This is a genomic window from Paenibacillus sp. TY11 (genome assembly GCF_059772165.1).
In genome coordinates this window covers 1-19,714 of record NZ_JCBAIQ010000038.1, presented here as the reverse complement: position 1 = coordinate 19,714, position 19,714 = coordinate 1, and the positions used below count along the sequence as shown (strand labels likewise).

The following is a 19,714-nucleotide window of genomic DNA, read 5'->3' as shown; positions in this document are numbered from 1 at the left end:
AGATGATAACCTTGGATTTATTCGACACTCATACTCACTTGGATGCGCCACAATTTGACGAAGATCGTGAAGAAGTTATAGCACGTGCTGTCGAATCAGGAGTAACCCGGATGATCAATATCGGATTTAATCGTGAGACCATTCCATCCACCATGAAATTGGCCGAGACGTATGATTTTATTTATGCGGCAGTTGGATGGCATCCGCAGGATGCCATTACAATGCAGGAGGGCGATTTAGAATGGATTGCATCGTTATGCAGTCATAAGAAGGTTGTAGCCATCGGAGAGATCGGTCTGGATTATTATTGGGATACATCACCGAAGGATGTGCAACATCGGGTGCTTCGAAATCAAATTGGTCTGGCTCGTGAGCTCAATATGCCCATTGTTATCCATAACCGGGATGCACATGAAGATATTGTTAAGATTTTGCGTGAGGAAAAAGCGAGTGAGATTGGCGGAGTCATGCACTCCTTTTCCGGGAGCTGGGAGACAGCTAAAATGGTGCTGGATATGGGTTTTCACCTTTCCTTCGGTGGTCCAATAACGTTCAAAAATGCCAAGCAGCCAAAAGAAGTACTCGCACAGGTGCCGCTGGACCGTCTGCTCATTGAAACCGACGCTCCCTATCTGACGCCTCACCCGTTTCGCGGGAAGCGAAATGAGTCAGCACATGTGAGACTGGTGGCAGAGGCTGCTGCCCAAATCAAGGGTATTACGGTGGAGGAATTGGTAGCCATAACGACCCAAAATGCCTTGGAACGATTTGACATTCAATGAAAAAGCGAAGAAATCGATCAAAATAAAGAGATAGACGGAGCTAATCATAATTTTGTTGCAGGAAACTCGAGAATATTACAAACTTTTAACCGAATATTTTAAAAAATGTACTTGAAACCTGCTTTACAACATGCATAGAAACAGGATATCATCTTTTCAGTGAATTGTTGTTTGAATGTAAACCTCAACAAGTCATTTCATGAACCAGTCTCGCTGAGTCCCTTAACAGGGAACGGGGGAACCGGTATGGCTTTCTGCAAGTCCGGCGCGTAGGTACGAAGAGTAAACTCTTCTGCCAGTCGGCTCGACCGAAATTCTTTCCCCAGATGGGATTGAACAGGTGGAGGAGCCATATTTCGATTTCTTTCTGGGTCTTTGGGGTGAATGTGAAGGCGACCGCCATGAGCGGTTGACCCAAACTAGGGCGTCTCTCTACGTCCGAACCCGACAGCTAACCCCGTAAGCGTAACAAGAGAGAAGCCATCTCGTGCATGAGTTTTCCCGCATATTCACACATGCCGGAAGCCACGAAAGAGCTCTCTAGTCTCTTTCTCTGGCTTTTTTTGTTGTGAATAAAAGAAAATCTGTCATCATACTGTGGTTAAACAGGGGAGGACAGCATGCCGCGAAGACGGGTACATGGTGCAGGACAGTCGCAGTACGGGCTTGTCTTGTAGAAAATCTGTTATAGTCACGTCAAATCTCAACTATGTCTTACTCCAGACGGCGGGCTATGTAAGGAGGACGGAGGAAATGGGCATTTTCCAAAAAGAGGAGACCCATGAGTCACGCTCATCCAGCATGTCTTACGTATTGCGTTGGAAGCAAGAGAATGTGCGCCAGGCTGCTTTGGTTGCTATTTTTCTAATCGCGCTAACGATTATGATTTCAATTCTGATGTACACGCAATCTAAAAAACAAGTTTTTTTTGTCATCGATGGTAAGGCATCTGCGGTAGAAACCCGGGAATCCAAGCTCCAAGATTTGCTCAACGAGCATTCCATTTCACTTCAGCCGCATGATACAGTTTCCATGCCGCTAAACGGAGCAGTACAGGATGGGGATCGCGTAGTCATTAAACGTGCCAATCAAGTTAAAGTATCCTCAGGCAATGAGACGAAAAAGCTGTACACAACAGAAAATACAGTAGAGGGTGCCATTCGCACCTCGGGCTATAAATTATCGTCAACGGATAAAGTTTACCCTGCGTTGGATGCCTCTGTTTCGTCTAACATGGACATAAAAATCGTCCGTGTGAAGAAACAGCAGGTCGAACAGAAAAAACAGGTGCCTTATCAGGTCATCAAAACGGCCGATCCGAGTCTCTATAAAGGCGATAATCGGGTCATCCAAAGTGGTAAGTCGGGCGTGGTAGTTCAGCACGTTCAAAAGGTATATCATGATGGAAAGTTGGTATCCAAACAGCTGGTCAATAAGGAAGTTGCACAGACGCGTGTGGATAAGGTAATTGCGGTAGGAACGAAGAAAAAACCGGTCGTTCTAGCTGCTTCCGTCGGTCCCAAAGATGCTGTTAAGGTAACAACGCTTAGTTCGGGCAGTGCTGTCCGTAAAGCAGGTGTCAATTTTAAATATAGCAAAGTTTTACAAAATGTCTCCATGACGGCGTATTCCTCACAGGAGCCAGGTATCGGTACACGTACCGCATCCGGCACGCGTGTCACGGAAGGACGCACCATCGCTGTCGATCCGAGTGTAATTCCAATCGGCTGGTGGGTGTATATCGAAGGGGTGGGCTTCCGCCGTGCGGAGGATACCGGTGGCGCGATTAAAGGCCACAAAATCGATGTGTATTATGAGAGTTTGAGCCGAGCCAACCAATTTGGTCGTAAGCACGGTAAAACCGTATATGTTATTGGACCCGTAAAGCCTGAAATCAATTAAAACGGGTTGTGTATGTTGAGGACAATGCGATAGTATTAACAACATAGTTATGCCATGCTAAGAAGAGGATATCCTCTTCTTATTTTGTTTTCAAAAGCAGGGAAAGATAAATATAGTTTGCTGTGTAGCAGTGGAGGGAAACGCAAATGATCAAGGAAGTGATCGTGGTAGAGGGCCGGGATGATACGGTGGCCATTCGCCGTGCTGTTGAAGCGGATACGATAGAAACTGGCGGCTCAGCCATTAATAAAATGACGCTGCGCAAAATTGCATTGGCGCAGGAGCGGCGGGGGGTCATTATTTTGACCGATCCCGATCATGCAGGGGAGCGTATCCGTAAAATTATCGCCTCCAAGGTACCCGGATGCAAGCAGGCTTTTATACCCGAGGCAGAAGCGACGCGCAAAGGGGATATTGGCGTGGAGAATGCCTCACCGGAGGCAATCAGACACGCACTCGCACGGGTACATACGACAGTGGAAGGCGCCGACCCGCTGATTGAGTGGGCGGACCTGATTGACGCTGGACTCATCACCCACCCCAATGCTGCTGCACGCCGTATGGCCTTGGGTAATGTGCTGGGTATTGGGTATTGTAACGGAAAGCAACTACATAAACGGCTCTCTGTATTTCAGATCAGCCGTGAGGAATTTGCCGGTGCGCTGGCACAAATTGAAAGTGAAGGATTGTGATATCCGTATGACAGGGATTCAAGATATAGCAACACCGCGGCGTACAAAGGAAATTATTCAACGGCACGGTTTTTCGTTCAAAAAGAGTTTGGGACAAAATTTCCTGATTGATCAAAATATTCTCAATAAGATTGTGAATGCTGCCGGATTGGATGATACAAAGGGAGCGCTTGAGATCGGTCCTGGGATTGGCGCTTTGACCGAGAAGCTGGCGCAATCGGCTAAGGTAGTTACCGCTGTCGAGATTGACCAGCGGCTGCTGCCAATTCTCGAAGAAGTGTTGGCCCCTTACGAGCATGTGAAGGTACGTCATGGGGACGTGTTGAAGCTGGATTTGCGCGAGGTGTTTGCTGCTGATTTTGCAGACGTCAGTAAAGTAAGTGTCGTGGCTAATCTGCCGTACTACGTTACTACACCGATTCTGATGAGGCTGCTGGAGGACAAGCTCCCTCTGGAGAATATCGTCGTCATGATCCAAAAGGAAGTGGCTGAGCGCATGGCTGCGTCTCCTGGCACGAAGGATTACGGCAGCCTGAGCATTGCGGTGCAATATTACAGCGAACCTGAATTAGTCTGCACTGTTCCGAATACAGTATTTATTCCCCAGCCGAATGTGGAATCCGCAGTCATTCGACTGCGTGTACGGGAAGCCCCTCCGGTGGACGTGGTGGATGAGAAACACTTCTTTGAAGTGGTTCATGCCGCTTTTGCCCAGCGTCGTAAAACAATTTCCAATAACTTAAAAAGCCACTTCTTCACCAAAGAGAACAGGGACACGCTGGAGCCGCTGTTGCAACAAGCTGATATTGAGCCTTCCCGTCGAGGGGAAACGCTAAGTATCGAGGAATTTGCGCGTCTCAGCGCTGTGCTGTTGGAGGCCGGTATATCCTAAGCTGGAACCAAACTGTGCATTCACCCATACGATATAAGAGGGGTGATACAGTGTGATGAGTTTAGGAGACTTGGTCGTTCGGAAATCGTACGGCGGAGATGTCACGTTTCGTGTTGAGGACATCCAGCGGGATAAAGCGATCATTAAGGGGACGGAATTTCGGCTGCTGGCCGATTCCCCTGTGAACGATCTGGTCAGAGTGCCTGCAGACCAGATTAGCGGTAAGACTCAACAGGCCCACATTAAGGCTGGTGAGTCTCTTAATCTGTTGCAACGGGCACGCCAGCAGCAAGCTGCCCGCAGTCAGGCAGCTCTGATTGGGGAGTGGAGTGATCCAGTGGAGTCGACGTATTTTGAAATGCCGGGAAAGGTTCTTCACCTGGATGGAGACCCTGGCTATTTGAAAAAATGTCTCAGTTTATATGAACAGCTCCGTGTTCCCGCAGAGGGGCATCACGTTCACGAATCGGCAATGGCGGATACGTTGTATCGCCTGCTTCCCCGGATCCGTCCGGATATCGTAGTCATTACCGGACATGACGGTGTGCTGAAGCAGCCGCAGCCTTACGATTTGTACAGCTTGAAAAGCTATAAAAATTCGCAAAATTTTGTGGCAGCGATTCAGGTAGCAAGACAATATGAACGTCATCTGGATTCGCTGACGATTGTAGCGGGGGCATGCCAGTCCCATTTTGAGGCGCTGCTACGTGCGGGAGCGAACTTTGCCAGCTCACCAGGGCGTATCCTGATTCACGCGCTGGACCCCGTTTACGTGGCTGCCAAGGCGGCCTTTACTTCGATCCGTGATACGGTCAATATGGGCGACCTGTTTCACCAGACAATCAGTGGCAGTCGCGGAGTGGGTGGAATTGAAACTAGGGGAAGCTATCGCATCGGCCTGCCGAAGCTTGAAAATTTGTCGACGCTTAAAGTAACGCCTTCCGCAATCTAGGATTCAAATGTGCCAAATTGGATTAACCTGAACAAAGAGCCTCTGCTTCCAGAGGCTTTTTGCCATTTTTTATATAGATTATTCCTGTTCGCAAAAAATTAAATTGACAACTTATTTTTTGTGTTGTTATAATATTTAGCTCGATTTGACAATCCCTCTAAAATTCGTTATAATGGACAAGGAAAGAGGTGGTCGTTAGGCAATGGCTAAAAATACGCTGTTGGAAATCAAACGCAGTCTCGACGCACATGTAGGGCAAAAAATTTTGCTGCGGGCTAACGGCGGACGCCGTAAGACCGTCGAACGAACTGGTGTCTTGGAAGAAACGTACCCTTCTGTTTTTATCGTCAAGCTGGATCAGGAGCAACAGACGTTTAAACGTGTCTCCTACAGCTATGCTGACATTCTTACCGAGTCGGTGGAAGTCAGCGTATATGATCCCGACTCCCATACAAGTGTAGTCGAATATTTTGAAACACCTTAATTGATTTTACGTGATTTATACCAGCTTTGCAGGTTTAACGGCGGCTTCGTCATTTTAAATGACGAAGCCGTTTTGTATATACAGAGCAGGATGAAGCATGGCACTTCTGCACATACTAAGGCGGGAATGATCTTCCTTATTCCATTGCCGAAGGAGGCGTATGTATGAGCCGAAGAAGACGGAGTGTCATGTCGGAGGAGCTAAAGTACGAGCTGGCCAAAGATCTTGGGTTTTACGACACGGTCAAAGAAGAAGGCTGGGGAGGCATTAAAGCCAAGGATGCGGGCAACATGGTCAAGCGGGCCATTCAGCTTGCGGAGCAGGCAGCTTCTCGTAAATCGTAGCTATCGGTGGTGCTGATGAAAAGCGGGGATATCCGGGGTCATACCGGGGCATCTCCGCTTTTTTGAACCTCATGACTTGACACGCTGAGTCTGATATAATATGTTAAGCTGTCTTGAGGGAAAAGTTGAAGGTGGGTGAACGCCTTGAAAATATATGAAAAAGCACCGGCGAAAATCAATTTAATGCTTGATGTTCTACGTAAGCGAGATGATGGTTATCACGAGGTCGAAATGATTATGACCATGGTCGATCTGTCTGATCGATTGACGATGTCCGAGTTACCGCGTGATACCATTATTATTTCAAGTCAAGCCGGGTACATACCGTTGGATGAAAAAAACTTGGCTTTTCAGGCTGCGCGTCTGATCAAGGAACGTTATAACGTGTCTACGGGCGTCCATATCCATCTGGATAAGCATATCCCGGTGGCGGCAGGCTTGGCGGGCGGAAGCAGTGATGCCGCCGCAGCGCTGCGTGGACTGAACAAGCTGTGGAAGCTTGGCATCTCGGATGCAGAATTAAGGGTGCTGGGTGCGGAGCTGGGCTCAGACGTACCTTTCTGTATTACAGGGGGTACAGCTTTAGCGAGCGGACGCGGAGAACTGCTCAAGCCACTTCCAAATCCGCCACAATGCTGGGTGATCCTTGCGAAGCCGCCGATTAATGTATCGACGGCTGAAGTGTATGGTCGTGTCAAAGCGGATCAGATTACACACCATCCGTCTGCCCGACAGATGGAGCATGCGATCCGTAACGCTTCTTTTACCGATGTATGCAACGCGCTGGGGAATGTATTGGAGGATGTAACACTAAAGCTGTATCCGGAAGTAGAGCATCTTAAAAACTCCATGATCCGGTTAGGAGCAGATGGCGTACTGATGTCAGGCAGTGGACCTACGGTGTTCGGACTGGTATCGAAGGAAGCCAAAGTGCCACGGATCTACAACGGACTAAGAGGATTTTGTAAAGATGTGTACGCAGTACGACTTTTGACCTGATTTTAGATATTTTTTTCTGATTATAGTGGTAATTGTTGTACAAATACGTACGAAGATGATATATTTACTATTAAATATTCGGATTTTACTATATCACTTACATTCCGCCAGCAACCGGCCAGTCCGCCGGTGCTTTACTGTACGAAGCGGGCGGCAGGAAAATAGATCGCGAGGAATTGTTGTGAAAAAACTTAAAAGAAGCTCACGATTGGTGGAAATGACGCAATTTTTGTTGTCACGGCCGCATACGTTGGTGCCTCTTACTCATTTTGCGGATCGCTACGGGGCAGCTAAGTCGTCTATAAGCGAGGATCTGGCCATCATCAAGGAAGTATTTGAGGATGAGGGCACTGGCGAGCTTCTGACGCTGGCGGGAGCGGCAGGGGGCGTCAAATTGATCCCAAGGCTTTCCAAGCAGCATGCGCTTGCGTTTGCGAACGACCTGTGCGCGCAACTGGAGCAGCCTGATCGCATATTACCGGGAGGGTACCTGTATCTGTCCGATTTGCTGGGTCAGCCTGCGATGATGAACGAAGCTGGTAAAATATTTGCGACCGCTTTTGCCAATCGCCAGATTGACGTGGTTATGACGGTGGAGACCAAGGGCATTCCGCTCGCCTATGCAACCGGAGCACAGCTGAATTTGCCAGTCGTTCTCGTACGGCGTGACCATCAGGTGACAGAAGGCTCGGCTGTAAGTATTAATTATGTTTCAGGATCACAAAAGAGCCTGCATACGATGTCTTTATCCAGACGTGCGATGCGTGAGAAATCGCGTGTGCTCATCGTAGATGATTTTATGAAGGCCGGCGGCACGATTCAAGGGATGGTCGACTTGCTGGCTGAGTTTGATGCTGAGGTAGCCGGTGTAGGTGTGCTGGTAGAATCAGGCGAGGTGGAGAACGAAGAGCGCCTGCTGCACGATTATATTTCACTGGCGAACCTGACCGCAGTCGATTCTCGCAGCAAGCAAATTACAGTCAAGCTGGGTAATTATTTTGATGAGTGAACAGGGCAGTAAATTGTCACAATCCATCATAAAATACCTAAATATGTCGAAAAGAAATCTTTTCAAAAAAATTACCTGAATTTAGGATACAAATTCTCCAAAAAAAGAAGGAATTCGAACTGCTGTGTGGAATTATACACCAAGTCCTATTTGGAAAAAGGTGGTGAAACACACATGCAGATTACGGATGTTAGACTCCGCCGAGTGAACTCAGAAGGAAGAATGAAGGCGATTGCATCCATTACGATTGATAACGAATTTGTTGTTCATGACATCCGAGTTATCGACGGTAATAACGGGATGTTCGTAGCTATGCCAAGCAAACGAACCCCAGACGGAGAGTTTCGCGATATCGCTCACCCGATATCTTCAGGAACCCGTGAGAAGATCCAAGCTGCTGTATTGACTGAGTACGAACGTGCGGCTGTGGATGAAGAAGTTGCTATTGAAGAAGGCGCTTAATTCGCCTAAAGCAGGATTGGGGTATAAAAGAAAAAGAGAGCCACTAACTGTGGCTCTCTTTTCTTTTTGTCCGGAATGAGATATATTCTTTAGTGAGTTAACAGTCAGTTTTAAGGCAACTTGGAGTCATCCGGGCTGCCGAAGCGGCTTTTTCATAAGACAGGGACTAGGCAGCGATGCGTCCCGGGGATGAATGTCCAGCACAAGCTGGCCTGAAAAAATAGCCATTAACCAAAGGTTCGCCGTTATTTTTCAGGAGGATTGTGAAAAGTTAAGCAAAATCTGATCTGGGAATTAACGTTTTAGCCAAGGGGTAACTGTTATTTTCAGGATAGGAGGTTGGACTTGTTGGAAAGGTTGGCAGTCATTCTTGCCGCAGGGCAGGGAAAACGTATGAAATCCAAATTATATAAAGTTCTGCATCCGGTGTGCGGAAAACCGATGGTCGGGCATGTGCTCGACACGGTTCGTGAAATCGGTGTGTCCCGAAGTGTAGTCGTCGTGGGTCACGGAGCAGAGGCGGTACAGTCTTATTTGGGACCGTCGGCAGAATATGCGCTTCAGGCAGAGCAGTTGGGAACGGGCCATGCTGTCAAGCAAGCCAAGGACTTACTCGGTCAGGAAAAAGGTACGACCATCATCATTTGCGGGGATACTCCGTTGATCACAGCGGAAACGCTGGAGGGCTTGGTGCAACTGCACGAGAGCCGTGGGGCGGCTGCGACGATTCTGACCGCTGAGCTGGACGATCCGAAAGGATATGGACGAGTTATCCGTGATGCTTCCGGGGCCGTGCTCAAGATCGTGGAGCAGAAAGATTGTTCACCTGAGGAAGATGCTGTCCGGGAGATCAACACGGGAACGTACTGCTTTGACAATGCCAAGCTGTTTGCAGCACTGGACAAGGTAACGAACACCAATGCACAGCAGGAATACTACCTGACAGATGTCATTGGTATTTTGCATGGCGAAGGTGAGCAGGTCGAGGCGTATTTGACAGATGATGTGTCTGAATCCATCGGTGTAAACGACAGAGTCGCTTTGTCGGTGGCTGAGGGCTACATGCGTGAGCGCATTGTTCGCAAGCACATGCTGAATGGTGTCACCGTCATTGATCCGTCTTCTACCTATATCGGGAGCGAAGTTGTTATTGGTTCCGATACCGTGTTGTACCCGAACACATGGCTGCATGGCCGAACACAAATCGGAGAAGATTGTGTGATTGGTCCACAGGCAGAGATTCAGAATACGATTATCCATTCAGGCGCAACGGTAAAACATTCGGTGTTGAACGAAGCGGAAGTGGGAAGCAGTACATCTGTAGGGCCGTTTGCTTATCTGCGTCCAGGCGCGAAGCTTGGCGAACATGTGAAGATCGGTGATTTTGTTGAGGTGAAAAATGCGACCATTGGAGATCATTCCAAGGTGTCTCATTTGAGCTATGTCGGTGATGCCAAGGTGGGGACAAACGTAAATATTGGCTGCGGGGCAATAACGGTCAATTATGATGGATATAATAAATCCATTACAGAAATTGAAGACGATGCCTTTATTGGCAGCAATGTGAATTTGATCGCCCCGATTAAGATTGGAAAAGGTGCTTATGTCGTAGCAGGCTCCACTGTAACACATGCTGTCCCTGATAACGATCTGGCCATTGCCAGACCACGTCAAGAGAACAAAGCCGGATATGCGGACAAAATCCGCGCGCGTGCCAAAGCGAAGAAGAAAAGATCGGAATGACCTTTAATCAGCAAGCTGTTGAATCTGTAATGAATGAACCAGCACGGAGGGTTTCTATTAATGACTTATTGCGATTCCAAACTCAAAATATTTACTTGTAACTCCAATCCGAAGTTAGCCCACCAGATTGCGGACTACATCGGAATCCCAATGGGGGAATCCCATACCACATCGTTTAGTGACGGTGAAATCCAGGTTAAGCTGTCGGAAAGCGTACGCGGCTGCCATGTGTATATTGTGCAGTCGACTTGTCTACCGGTTAACGACAACTTGATGGAGTTATTGGTTATGATTGATGCACTTAAACGCGCTTCTGCCAAAAGTATCAATGTCGTTATGCCATATTACGGTTATGCTCGTCAGGATCGTAAGGCTCGTTCACGCGATCCGATCACAGCGAAACTTGTCGCCAACCTGATTGAAAAGGCGGGGGCTCACCGCGTAATCAGTATGGATTTGCATGCGATGCAGATTCAGGGATTCTTTGATATTCCAGTGGATCATATGCTGGGAGCACCAATTCTGGCCCAATATTTCCGTTCCAAGCAAATTGAGAACCCGATTGTAGTTTCACCCGATCATGGCGGGGTTGTTCGTGCGCGCAAGCTGGCGGACTTCCTGAGTGCGCCGCTCGCTATTATTGATAAGCGTCGTCCAGAGCCAAATGTCAGTGAAGTGATGAACATCATCGGGAACATCGAGGGTAAAACGGCTATTTTAATTGATGATATCATTGATACAGCCGGAACGATTGTATTGGGTGCAAATGCGCTTAAAGAAGGCGGCGTAAAAGATGTGTATGCGTGTTGTACACATGCCGTGCTGTCCGGTCCTGCTATGGAAAGGCTGGAGAATTCGCCATTAAAAGAGGTAGTTGTGACGGATACGATCCCGATCATTCACCCGAATCCGACAAGCAAGCTGAAGGTACTGTCTGTGGCTCCGTTAATGGGAGAAGCCATCATCCGTGTGCATGAAGAATTGTCGATCAGCAAACTGTTTGAAATCGAATAAGCGCTGGATCATTAAAAAAGGGGTTGCTTTTTCCATGTGGAAAAGGTAACCCCTATCAGCATGTCAGGCTAAAAGCCTGGCCGAGATATGAATGTGAAGCGTTGACGATTGTATAGCGTGTCCTCTATTTCGACAAAATGCTCATTAAAACGCGCAACGATGCCGATCTGAATATGTACATTCCCGTCATATATCTGGACAGGAACGGAATGTTTTAAATGATATAGAAAATGGCTGTCATATAAGAGGATATCACCTTGATTGAGCATACCGGCACGCACCTTCCTGTTCAATACAACTATTTTACCAAAAAATCAAGACTTCGAAAGAGGGTGTCAAGGTTAATGAAGTGGATTGTAGGATTGGGCAACCCCGGTCCCCAATACGAGAAAACGAGACATAATGTCGGATTTATGGCATTGGATGCTCTTGCCTCACGTCATAACATCCAGATTAACCAAAGCAAATGCAAAGCGTTGATTGGAGAGGGTCACATTGGTGGCGTGAAAACCGTACTGATTAAGCCAATGACCTATATGAATCTCTCAGGTGAGTCGCTACGTGCTTATATGGATTACTATAAGGCGGATATGAAAGATCTGATTGTCGTGTACGATGATCTGGATACAGAGGTCGGTAAAATAAGACTCCGTTATCAAGGTAGCGCAGGCGGTCATAACGGCATTAAATCGATCATTCAGCACACAGGAACGCAGTCCTTCAACCGGATTCGTATGGGCATTTCCCGCCCAGAGCCTGGACATGCTATTGTCGATTACGTTCTGGGTACCTTTCCAAAGAAGGAAAAGGAATTACTGGCCGGAATGATAGAGGACACGTGCAACGCCTTAGAATACAGCTTGAGTCATCCGTTTGAACGGACGATGGCTGAATTCAACAAGTAAGTTCAGACGCAGGTAGACGGGCTTAAATGGAAGATTGTTGGACATACTGAAAGGTATAGAAAACTTTCAGGAGGCATATACATTACATGATTGTTAATTATGTATGCAGACATTGTCGAACTTTCTTGGGGCGAATTGATTCCGCAGCAATAACCGAAGAAAGGTTGGGCTTCCATTCCTTGACCCCTGCCGAACGTAGAGATATAATAGCGTATAATTCGGGTGGTGAAGTGACTGTCAAAGTCATTTGCGAGCATTGCAGTCAGGCGCTGGAGAATAATCCAGAGCTGAGTCTGCTCGTAAATCCACTCCAATAACAGGTATTCAACTGGTCCGATGTACCAGCTTGAGAGGTGAAGCGGCATTTCCGCTTATGGAGCCTTGGCAGCATTGCTGAGGCTTCTTTTTCGGTTTACATGTAACTATTTATAAGCATAAAGGGGTGCCTTTTTTGTTACAAGCACTTATTCAGGCTTTTACGAAGGATGCTGATTATGCATCCATTGCAGCAGGTATATCATCAGGCATGAAGGAACAGCTGATATCAGGTTTGTCAGGCTCTTCCCGACAGGTACTGATGGCCGCGCTTGCCGAAGATACCGGACGACCGTTAATGGTCATGACGCACAATATGTTTGCCGCTCAAAAAATAGCAGATGATTTGCAGGAAGCGCTTTCTCCTGATCAGGTTTTATTGTATCCTGCTAACGAGCTGGTAGCTGCTGAGGCAGCAATATCCAGTCCAGAGACATTATCCCAACGAATTGATGTATTGATACGATGCGCCCAGGGTTTTCGTGGGATTGTTGTCGTGCCGTTTTCTGGTGTCCGGCGTTTACTGCCACTCCCGGAAACATGGCGTGAGGCTCGTATTGAGCTAAAAGAAGGCGAAACGATTCAGCTGGAAACGTTTTTGCTGCATATGGTCGAGATGGGATACCAGCGTGTAGAGCGTGTGGAATCACGTGGAGAGATGAGCGTACGCGGGGGAATTATTGATTTCTATCCAATGACAACTCATTGGGGTTATCGTGTGGAGCTGTTTGACGATGAAATTGACTCGATCCGTATGTTTGATCCGCAAGATCAGCGTTCGGTGGAAAAGGTACAGGGCGTTACCGTAACGCCATGCAAGGAAGTTATTGCGAATAACCATCGTATGGATCAGGCGGCGGATGCCGCTGCTATTTTGTTGGAGGAGCAGCTGGGCAAAATGACGGATCGTCAAGCTAAGCAGCATCTGAAAGAAGAGATCCATCGTGAAATTGAGCTGCTACGGGAGCATGTGTATTTTGACGAAATCTATAAATATATCTCCCTGCTATATCCTGAACGTAAAACCTTGGCAGATTACATGCCGGAAGATACGATTCTAATCATTGACGAACCAGCGCGGATGCTGGAAACAGCCAAGCAACTGGAACGGGATGAGTCGGAATGGAACCTGCATTTGCTTCAAAACGGTAAAACGTTACCGCAGCTAGAACTGTCAGATAACGCGGACAATCTGCTGTACAACCGGAGATTTCAGACGTTGTTCCTGTCGATTTTCCTCCGTCAGGTTCCTCATACGCAGCCACAAAATATTTTGAATTTCATCTGCCGAGGAATGCAGGATTTCCATGGTCAAATGAATGTGCTCAAGGCGGAGATGGATCGTTGGCGCAAGGCGGGCACACAGGTTATGATGCTGGCGAGTGGAGATGAACGTCTGGATCGGATGCGCCGAGTACTTGAAGATTACGGTATTGATGAGCCGACAATGGCTATCGGCAATCTGCAAAGCGGTTTTGAGATGCCATCTATTCATCTGGCGGTCATTACCGAGGGTGAGATGTTTTCCCAGAAGCAGCGGAAAGCACGTAAGCAGGGCCGTCATGTGGACAATGCAGAGCGGATTAAGAGCTATAGCGAGCTGAAGGTCGGCGACTATGTCGTACACCAAAATCACGGGATCGGCAAGTACATGGGAATCGGCACGCTGGAGGTTGGCGGTATCCATAAGGATTACATGCATATTCTCTACGCGGGCGGAGATAAGCTGTCTGTGCCGATTGAACAAATTGATCTGATTCAGAAGTATGTCGGCTCAGAGGACAAGGAACCCAAGATTTATAAACTGGGCGGCAATGAGTGGACGCGGGTTAAAAGTAAGGTGCGCAGCTCGGTTCAAGACATTGCAGATGACTTGATCAAGCTATATGCAGAACGACAGTCGGCACCAGGGTTTGCTTTTGAAAAGGATTCACCAGAGCAACAGGAATTTGAGGATATGTTTCCGTATGATGAGACACGTGACCAGATTCGGGCCATTGAAGAAATTAAGAAGGATATGGAGCAGAGTCGCCCGATGGATCGTTTGCTGTGCGGTGACGTAGGTTACGGCAAGACGGAGGTTGCTATTCGTGCTGCTTTTAAGTCTGCTATTGAGGGCAAACAAGTGGCGGTGCTGGTACCGACGACGATTTTGGCACAGCAGCACTATGAGACATTCCGCGAACGTTTTTCCGGGTATCCGTTCAATATTCAGGTATTGAGCCGTTTCCGCTCGCGCAAAGAGCAGAATGAGACGATTAAAGGGGTTCGCCAAGGCACGGTCGATATTGTCATTGGTACCCATCGTTTGTTGTCGCAGGATCTGGTGTTTAAGGATCTGGGGATGCTGATTGTTGATGAGGAACAGCGATTTGGCGTGACCCACAAGGAAAAGCTGAAGAAGCTGAAAACGAACGTAGACGTATTGACGTTAACGGCAACACCTATTCCGCGTACGTTGCATATGTCCATGCTGGGTGTACGTGACTTGTCAGTCATTGAGACGCCACCGGAAAACCGTTTTCCAGTGCAAACCTATGTGGTTGAGCACAGCCAGACGCTAGTTCGTGAGGCGATTGAACGCGAGATGGCACGCGGAGGGCAGGTGTACTACCTGTATAATCGCGTGCAGGGCATTCAGGAGATGGCTGCAGAGATCAATGCGCTCGTACCAGAGGCCAAGGTGGGCGTGGGCCACGGACAGATGTCCGAAACCGAACTGGAGAAAACCATTCTGGACTTCCTGGATGGCGAATATGATGTGTTGGTCAGCACGAGCATTATCGAAACCGGAGTAGATATCCCAAATGTGAATACACTCATTGTGCATGATGCCGATAAAATGGGGCTTTCCCAGCTTTACCAGCTGCGTGGGCGTGTAGGTCGTTCCAATCGGATTGCCTATGCTTATTTCACGTACCAGCGGGATAAGGTGCTCACGGAAGTAGCGGAGAAGCGCCTTCAGTCCATCAAAGAATTTACGGAGCTGGGCTCGGGGTTCAAGATTGCAATGCGTGATTTGTCCATCCGCGGAGCGGGTAACTTACTTGGCGCCGAGCAGCATGGATTCATCGCATCCGTCGGTTTTGATCTTTACTCGCAAATGCTGGCTGAGGAAATTAATAAACGTAAAGTCAGCGTACTTGGAGAAGAGGATCAGTCCAACCGGAATTGGAGTACGTCGATTGATTTGGGCGTCGATGCTTACCTGCCGGGAGACTATATTTATGATAGCATCCAGAAGATTGAGATTTATAAAAAGGTTGCGGCAGTCAGTACCTTTGACGAGGCTTCCGAACTGGAAGATGAACTGGTCGACCGATTTGGCGATCTGCCAGAGGCTGTGCGTCATTTGCTAGCCGTGGCCCGTCTCAAGGTATATGGACGTATGTATGGCATCGAGTCCATTGTGCAACGGGATGACAATATAGTGTTGAAATTCCATGAAGGGCGTCAGCAGGCGGTACAGACCTCCAAACTTGCCGAGATTGGCAATCGCTTTGAAAGACGTGTACAATTTGAACAGGGCACTTCTATGAGCGCACGCATAAAGGGTAAAGGTCTAGATGATCCACAGTTGCTAGAACTGCTGGAGCAATTTTTGAGTGCATTGAAAGAAGCATTCACATTGAAGGAGGAACTGCAAAATGCCACAACTAAATAAAAGAAAACCTTGGAGAATGCTCTCCTTGGGAATGGCAGCGCTGCTGGCTATATCCGTGCTGGCAGCATGTACGAAGCAAGCGGATGAGAATAAGGTCAAGGATGAACCGAAGGACAACAGCAAGGTTGTCGTGACCTATAAGGGTGGAACCATTACCGAAAATGAGTTCAACCAAGAAATCAGCATGATGAAATTTCTGTACCCGGAATATGAGGCTGCGCTAGCTTCGGATCAGGTACGGGAGCAAATTGCCAAGCAGGAAGTGGTGTACAAGCTTCTGGCGGCCAAAGCGGACGACAAAGCCAAGGAGCAGGGTGCCAAAGAAGGGAACGAACAGCTGGAGCAGTATAAAAAGTCGGTCGGAGAAGATAAGTTCAAGACATTTCTGAGTGATAAAAAACTGACCGAACAAGGTGTGAAAGATTACTTTACGCGTGTAATGACCGTAATTAACAGTGAAACGAACAAAGTAACGGACGAGCAGCTAAAGCAGGAATTTGAGAAGAATAAAGATCAATTCACGACAGCAAGCGTGCGCCATGTGTTGATTAATTTCGAAGATCCAAAAACGAAGAAACAGCGTAAAAAAGAAGATACCCTCAAGCTGGCCAAAGAAGTGAAGGCGAAGCTGGACGGAGGAGCGGATTTTGCGACCATTGCCAAGAAATATTCAGAAGACCCAGGTTCTGCGTCTAATGGGGGTCTGTATGAGAATGCATCCGTAGCGCAATGGGTACCTGCTTTTAAAAAGGCAGCCGAAACTCAACCGATTAACAAAATCGGTGAGCCAGTGGAAACGGAATACGGATATCACGTGATCAAAGTGGAGTCCCGCAATGAGCCAACGTTTGATAAATTGAAAGACAACGAAAAGGCTGCCCTGAAAAATAAATTGGCCGGGGAAAGTATCCAAAACTTTACCGAAAATGATTTGGCGAAGCTTGATTTGAAAATCAATCTGCCGAAGGTACCAGCTACGCAAGAGAAAAGCGGTGCAACTTCCGGTGCCGGTAGCACAACTACACCAGGCGCAACAACAAACGGTACGGGCGATACCAACGCAGGAACAGCCAAAGATGGAGCTACAAACGAAGGTAAATAACTGAACATGCATAAGGAATTGGGAACAGATGAATACTATGGTCAGATATCACCATAAACACCATGACCGTGACGTTCTTCGTGACCGCTTCCGGGGGAGTGGAAGCGTCTTTCGATACCGTCAGTAGTTTACTAAATTCTTCTTGAGAAAGTGGGGCAACATGTGAAATGAAAGCTACTGGTATAGTTCGCCGTATTGATGACCTTGGGCGGGTAGTAATTCCAAAGGAAATTCGCCGCACCTTGAGAATTCGTGAAGGAGATCCGCTTGAGATTTTTGTGGATCGTGACGGAGAAGTCATTTTGAAAAAGTATTCACCTATTGGTGAACTTGGTGATTTCGCCAAAGAATATGCTGAGTCCCTGTTTGAAAGCACGGGCCATATTACGATGATTACCGATCGGGACACCATTATTACGGTGGCTGGAGGCTCCAAAAAAGAGTTTCTGGACAAGCCAATCGGTAGCATTATCGAAGGTAGCATGGATAATCGCAAAACTGTGCTGGAGACAGCCAGCGGCTCCTATGAGCTAACGCGAGACCACGAAGAAACACTCTCGTCTTTTGTGGCGGCTCCCATTGTTTCCGGTGGTGATCCCATTGGTTCCGTTGTATTGTTGAACAAGGACGAAAATGTAAAAATGTCTGAGATGGAGATCAAAATGGCTGAAACAGCTGCTGGTTTCCTGGGCAAACAAATGGAACAGTAACATCCTGTTTCACCCCTGTATGACGCACAGAATGGCGAAAGCCGTCCTGCGTTGTACAGGGTTTTTTTCTTTCCGGGGGAAGAGGCGGTATAATAGGACTCGTGAAAGATGCATATTTCAGGTGGGAGTGGAGACGGAGGATGCAAGAAAATCGCGCCGCTTCGCGGCTACTACAGGGTGCTGTCATTTTGACACTGGCAGCGGTAGCGAGCAAGCTGATCGGCACATTGCAAAAAATCCCGCTGCAGAATATTGGCGGCGACGGCGTGTTTGGCATTTATAATACGGTTTATCCTTTCTATACGCTGTTAATTACCATTGCAGCTGCTGGATTTCCGGCAGCAATATCCAAATTTGTAGCTGAGTATGAGGCAGTGGGAAACCGGGCAGCGGGGCAACGTGTTGCTCGGCTATCTTCGCTTGTATTGGGCATTTTTGGATTGATTCTGGGTGTGCTGATGTATACGTGTGCGCCGCTAATCGGTCAGTGGATCGACAATGCTCACGTCATTCCATCGGTGAGGGCTGCGGCGTTTGCCTTTTTGTTCGTGCCGGTTATGGCAGGGCTCAGAGGATATTTTCAAGGTTTACAAAATATGATCCCGACTGCTGTCTCCCAAGTGACGGAGCAGGCGATACGAGTAGGCGTAATGATCATTCTGTTGCTGCTCATGCTGTCGCAAGGAGCGGGGGCGGATATGATTGCCGCCGGAGCAGTGTTTGGTTCAGCAGCTGGCGGAGCAGCGGGCCTGGTCGTCATGTTGCTGTATTGGCGAAATCACAGGAAGAGGCTTAGAAGGCAAGGGAGGCCATCTGAGCAGGCTTTGCAGCCCGCTGGGAAGATCGAACAAATGGGGATACAGGAGACTGCGTCCGGACGTTATGATGTCATAGGGAAGACGGCGGACGGTTTGGTGAGTGGCAGTCGTGCTGTCGTATCAGGTGTGCTTGAGAGTGCAGCCGGGATAGGAGAAGCCCACCGGACGGAAAGCTATGGCACTTTGCTAAAGGCACTGCTGCGTTATGCCTTGCCTGTTTGCCTTGGAGCGCTAGCCGTTCCACTAATTAGCTTAGTAGACACGTTTACCGTACCTCGCTTGTTAAAGCAGGAGGGTTTGGACGATACTGCGGTTATGGTGGCCTTCGGCGTGTATAACCGGGGTCTGCCGCTGGTACAGCTGGTCATGATGTTTGCCACCACACTGTCGGCATTGTTCATCCCATCGCTGGCTGAGGCTAGGGTGACCGGCGGTACGGAGCTGGCGCGTCGCCAGTGCGAGCAATCGCTGCGCTGGTTTTGGCTGCTGGGACTAGCCGCTGCGACAGGCTTGATCGTGCTGGCCGTGCCCGTCAATGTGATGCTGTACGCGGACGACACCGGCAGCGGGGTCATGCGCTGGATGGCGCTGACCGCCGTAGGCGGCACGCTCAGCATCATCTCAGCTGCGCTGCTGCAAGGGCTTGGCGCGGTTCGCGCGCCAGCTCTGGCGATGCTCGCCGCAGCAGCAGCCAAGGCGCTGCTAAACTGGCTGCTCGTGCCGCAGCTAGGCACGGCTGGAGCCGCCATTGCGGGAGCTGTCGCCTATCTGCTGGCGGCTGTGATCAACATCGCGCTGCTGGCCCGCTTGGTGGGGCTGCGCGGAAGCTGGTCCGCCAGTGTGTTCAAGCCGGCGGCACTGCTTGTCGCCCTGGCTGGTGCAGCCGGGGCGGCGATGTGGGGCACCAGCGCTGTGCTGGGTGCCT

At 48.6% G+C, this 19,714-nt stretch carries 19 protein-coding genes and 1 riboswitch; of the genes, 18 read left to right on the top strand and 1 reads right to left on the bottom strand.

From position 1 onward, the window contains the following. Positions 1-11 precede the first annotated feature (11 nt). The 12 genes from AC6EJC_RS25560 (at position 12) to AC6EJC_RS25505 (ending at position 11,275) form a co-directional block, all read left to right on the top strand. Positions 12-782 (top strand): TatD family hydrolase, encoded by a 771-nt coding sequence (locus AC6EJC_RS25560; RefSeq protein ID WP_444956338.1) that lies wholly within the window; start codon positions 12-14, stop codon positions 780-782. A 201-nt stretch (positions 783-983) separates the two neighbouring features. Continuing rightward, a riboswitch (cyclic di-AMP (ydaO/yuaA leader) is annotated at positions 984-1,264 on the top strand. A 271-nt stretch (positions 1,265-1,535) separates the two neighbouring features. Further along, entirely contained in the window at positions 1,536-2,684 is a 1,149-nt protein-coding gene (locus tag AC6EJC_RS25555; protein WP_444956337.1) for a resuscitation-promoting factor, read from the top strand. A gap of 146 nt (positions 2,685-2,830) precedes the next feature. Beyond that, the gene (rnmV, locus tag AC6EJC_RS25550; protein ID WP_013308117.1) at positions 2,831-3,376 is read left to right on the top strand and encodes a ribonuclease M5; all 546 of its coding nucleotides are present in this window, start codon (positions 2,831-2,833) and stop codon (positions 3,374-3,376) included. Between the two features lie 7 nt (positions 3,377-3,383). Next, entirely contained in the window at positions 3,384-4,268 is an 885-nt protein-coding gene (rsmA, locus tag AC6EJC_RS25545; protein WP_444956350.1) for a 16S rRNA (adenine(1518)-N(6)/adenine(1519)-N(6))-dimethyltransferase RsmA, read from the top strand. A 55-nt stretch (positions 4,269-4,323) separates the two neighbouring features. Further along, complete coding sequence (gene yabG / locus AC6EJC_RS25540; RefSeq protein WP_444956349.1) at positions 4,324-5,220, top strand: sporulation peptidase YabG; 897 nt, start codon at positions 4,324-4,326, stop codon at positions 5,218-5,220. A 202-nt stretch (positions 5,221-5,422) separates the two neighbouring features. Then, positions 5,423-5,704 (top strand): biofilm formation stimulator Veg, encoded by a 282-nt coding sequence (veg, locus tag AC6EJC_RS25535; protein WP_013308120.1) that lies wholly within the window; start codon positions 5,423-5,425, stop codon positions 5,702-5,704. 164 nt (positions 5,705-5,868) lie between these two features. Next, positions 5,869-6,048 (top strand): small, acid-soluble spore protein, alpha/beta type, encoded by a 180-nt coding sequence (locus AC6EJC_RS25530; protein WP_007428013.1) that lies wholly within the window; start codon positions 5,869-5,871, stop codon positions 6,046-6,048. Between the two features lie 144 nt (positions 6,049-6,192). After that, on the top strand, positions 6,193-7,047 hold the full coding sequence (gene ispE, locus AC6EJC_RS25525) for a 4-(cytidine 5'-diphospho)-2-C-methyl-D-erythritol kinase (RefSeq protein WP_029519377.1): 855 nt from the start codon (positions 6,193-6,195) through the stop codon (positions 7,045-7,047). 181 nt (positions 7,048-7,228) lie between these two features. Beyond that, positions 7,229-8,056, top strand: coding sequence for a pur operon repressor (gene purR / locus AC6EJC_RS25520; RefSeq protein ID WP_013308122.1), 828 nt, complete (start codon positions 7,229-7,231; stop codon positions 8,054-8,056). A 174-nt stretch (positions 8,057-8,230) separates the two neighbouring features. Continuing rightward, entirely contained in the window at positions 8,231-8,518 is a 288-nt protein-coding gene (spoVG, locus tag AC6EJC_RS25515; RefSeq protein ID WP_007428016.1) for a septation regulator SpoVG, read from the top strand. A 345-nt stretch (positions 8,519-8,863) separates the two neighbouring features. Beyond that, complete coding sequence (gene glmU, locus AC6EJC_RS25510; RefSeq protein ID WP_444956336.1) at positions 8,864-10,261, top strand: bifunctional UDP-N-acetylglucosamine diphosphorylase/glucosamine-1-phosphate N-acetyltransferase GlmU; 1,398 nt, start codon at positions 8,864-8,866, stop codon at positions 10,259-10,261. 60 nt (positions 10,262-10,321) lie between these two features. After that, positions 10,322-11,275, top strand: coding sequence for a ribose-phosphate diphosphokinase (locus AC6EJC_RS25505; RefSeq protein ID WP_444956335.1), 954 nt, complete (start codon positions 10,322-10,324; stop codon positions 11,273-11,275). Between the two features lie 68 nt (positions 11,276-11,343). Here the strand turns inward: AC6EJC_RS25505 and AC6EJC_RS25500 are convergent, their stop codons facing one another. Then, a complete protein-coding gene (locus AC6EJC_RS25500; protein ID WP_023986434.1) occupies positions 11,344-11,544 on the bottom strand; it encodes a hypothetical protein in 201 nt (66 codons plus the stop codon). A 75-nt stretch (positions 11,545-11,619) separates the two neighbouring features. Here AC6EJC_RS25500 and pth point away from each other — a divergent pair, with 75 nt between their 5' ends. The 6 genes from pth to AC6EJC_RS25470 form a co-directional block, all read left to right on the top strand. Beyond that, entirely contained in the window at positions 11,620-12,180 is a 561-nt protein-coding gene (pth, locus tag AC6EJC_RS25495) for an aminoacyl-tRNA hydrolase (protein WP_444956334.1), read from the top strand. A gap of 86 nt (positions 12,181-12,266) precedes the next feature. Next, positions 12,267-12,497: an anti-sigma-F factor Fin gene (fin, locus tag AC6EJC_RS25490; protein ID WP_013308128.1), complete on the top strand. Its 231-nt coding sequence runs from the start codon at positions 12,267-12,269 to the stop codon at positions 12,495-12,497. A 134-nt stretch (positions 12,498-12,631) separates the two neighbouring features. Beyond that, positions 12,632-16,159, top strand: a complete 3,528-nt coding sequence (gene mfd, locus AC6EJC_RS25485) for a transcription-repair coupling factor (protein ID WP_444956333.1) — start codon at positions 12,632-12,634, stop codon at positions 16,157-16,159. Then, the gene (locus AC6EJC_RS25480) at positions 16,143-17,261 is read left to right on the top strand and encodes a peptidylprolyl isomerase (protein WP_444956332.1); all 1,119 of its coding nucleotides are present in this window, start codon (positions 16,143-16,145) and stop codon (positions 17,259-17,261) included. The genes mfd and AC6EJC_RS25480 overlap by 17 nt, the downstream gene beginning before the upstream one ends. A gap of 167 nt (positions 17,262-17,428) precedes the next feature. Continuing rightward, the gene (spoVT, locus tag AC6EJC_RS25475; protein WP_023986438.1) at positions 17,429-17,971 is read left to right on the top strand and encodes a stage V sporulation protein T; all 543 of its coding nucleotides are present in this window, start codon (positions 17,429-17,431) and stop codon (positions 17,969-17,971) included. A gap of 140 nt (positions 17,972-18,111) precedes the next feature. Beyond that, on the top strand, positions 18,112-19,714 hold a 1,603-nt coding region (locus AC6EJC_RS25470), incomplete at its 3' end, for a putative polysaccharide biosynthesis protein (RefSeq protein WP_444956331.1).

Coding starts and splice junctions, on each gene's coding strand:
- AC6EJC_RS25555 (WP_444956337.1), top strand. CDS start 1,536: ATGGGCATTTTCCAAAAAGAGGAGACCCATGAGTCACGCTCATCCAGC.
- AC6EJC_RS25500 (WP_023986434.1), bottom strand. CDS start 11,544: ATGCTCAATCAAGGTGATATCCTCTTATATGACAGCCATTTTCTATAT.
- veg (WP_013308120.1), top strand. CDS start 5,423: ATGGCTAAAAATACGCTGTTGGAAATCAAACGCAGTCTCGACGCACAT.
- spoVT (WP_023986438.1), top strand. CDS start 17,429: ATGAAAGCTACTGGTATAGTTCGCCGTATTGATGACCTTGGGCGGGTA.
- rsmA (WP_444956350.1), top strand. CDS start 3,384: ATGACAGGGATTCAAGATATAGCAACACCGCGGCGTACAAAGGAAATT.
- pth (WP_444956334.1), top strand. CDS start 11,620: ATGAAGTGGATTGTAGGATTGGGCAACCCCGGTCCCCAATACGAGAAA.
- spoVG (WP_007428016.1), top strand. CDS start 8,231: ATGCAGATTACGGATGTTAGACTCCGCCGAGTGAACTCAGAAGGAAGA.
- yabG (WP_444956349.1), top strand. CDS start 4,324: ATGAGTTTAGGAGACTTGGTCGTTCGGAAATCGTACGGCGGAGATGTC.
- AC6EJC_RS25505 (WP_444956335.1), top strand. CDS start 10,322: ATGACTTATTGCGATTCCAAACTCAAAATATTTACTTGTAACTCCAAT.
- AC6EJC_RS25530 (WP_007428013.1), top strand. CDS start 5,869: ATGAGCCGAAGAAGACGGAGTGTCATGTCGGAGGAGCTAAAGTACGAG.
- fin (WP_013308128.1), top strand. CDS start 12,267: ATGATTGTTAATTATGTATGCAGACATTGTCGAACTTTCTTGGGGCGA.
- rnmV (WP_013308117.1), top strand. CDS start 2,831: ATGATCAAGGAAGTGATCGTGGTAGAGGGCCGGGATGATACGGTGGCC.
- AC6EJC_RS25480 (WP_444956332.1), top strand. CDS start 16,143: ATGCCACAACTAAATAAAAGAAAACCTTGGAGAATGCTCTCCTTGGGA.